Genomic DNA, 971 nt, shown 5'->3' with positions numbered 1-971 from the left:
GTTCCGACCTGCACGAATGGCGTAACGATGGCGGCGCTGTCTCCACCCGAGACTCAGTGAAATTGAAATCGCTGTGAAGATGCAGTGTATCCGCGGCTAGACGGAAAGACCCCGTGAACCTTTACTATAGCTTTGCACTGGACTTTGAATTTGCTTGTGTAGGATAGGTGGGAGGCTTTGAAGTGGGGACGCCAGTTCTCATGGAGCCATCCTTGAAATACCACCCTGGCAACTTTGAGGTTCTAACTCAGGTCCGTTATCCGGATCGAGGACAGTGTATGGTGGGTAGTTTGACTGGGGCGGTCTCCTCCCAAAGAGTAACGGAGGAGTACGAAGGTGCGCTCAGACCGGTCGGAAATCGGTCGTAGAGTATAAAGGCAAAAGCGCGCTTGACTGCGAGACACACACGTCGAGCAGGTACGAAAGTAGGTCTTAGTGATCCGGTGGTTCTGTATGGAAGGGCCATCGCTCAACGGATAAAAGGTACTCCGGGGATAACAGGCTGATACCGCCCAAGAGTTCATATCGACGGCGGTGTTTGGCACCTCGATGTCGGCTCATCACATCCTGGGGCTGAAGCCGGTCCCAAGGGTATGGCTGTTCGCCATTTAAAGTGGTACGCGAGCTGGGTTTAGAACGTCGTGAGACAGTTCGGTCCCTATCTGCCGTGGACGTTTGAGATTTGAGAGGGGCTGCTCCTAGTACGAGAGGACCGGAGTGGACGAACCTCTGGTGTTCCGGTTGTCACGCCAGTGGCATTGCCGGGTAGCTATGTTCGGAAGAGATAACCGCTGAAAGCATCTAAGCGGGAAACTTGCCTCAAGATGAGATCTCACTGGGATCTAGAATCCCCTGAAGGGCCGTCGAAGACTACGACGTTGATAGGTTGGGTGTGTAAGCGCTGTGAGGCGTTGAGCTAACCAATACTAATTGCCCGTGAGGCTTGACCATATAACACCCAAGCAATTTGC

1 rRNA gene is annotated in these 971 nt (G+C 53.2%); it reads left to right on the top strand.

Annotated features, from left to right (window positions below):
* Positions 1-951: ribosomal RNA gene (locus tag HP547_RS28960) — 23S ribosomal RNA — on the top strand; the annotation flags it as partial.
* Positions 952-971: the final 20 nt, after the last annotated feature.

This window comes from Pseudomonas sp. CM27, assembly GCF_013179515.1.
In the GTDB taxonomy this organism is placed as follows: Bacteria; Pseudomonadota; Gammaproteobacteria; order Pseudomonadales; family Pseudomonadaceae; genus Aquipseudomonas.
This window is presented reverse-complemented; position numbering and strand designations above follow the sequence as displayed.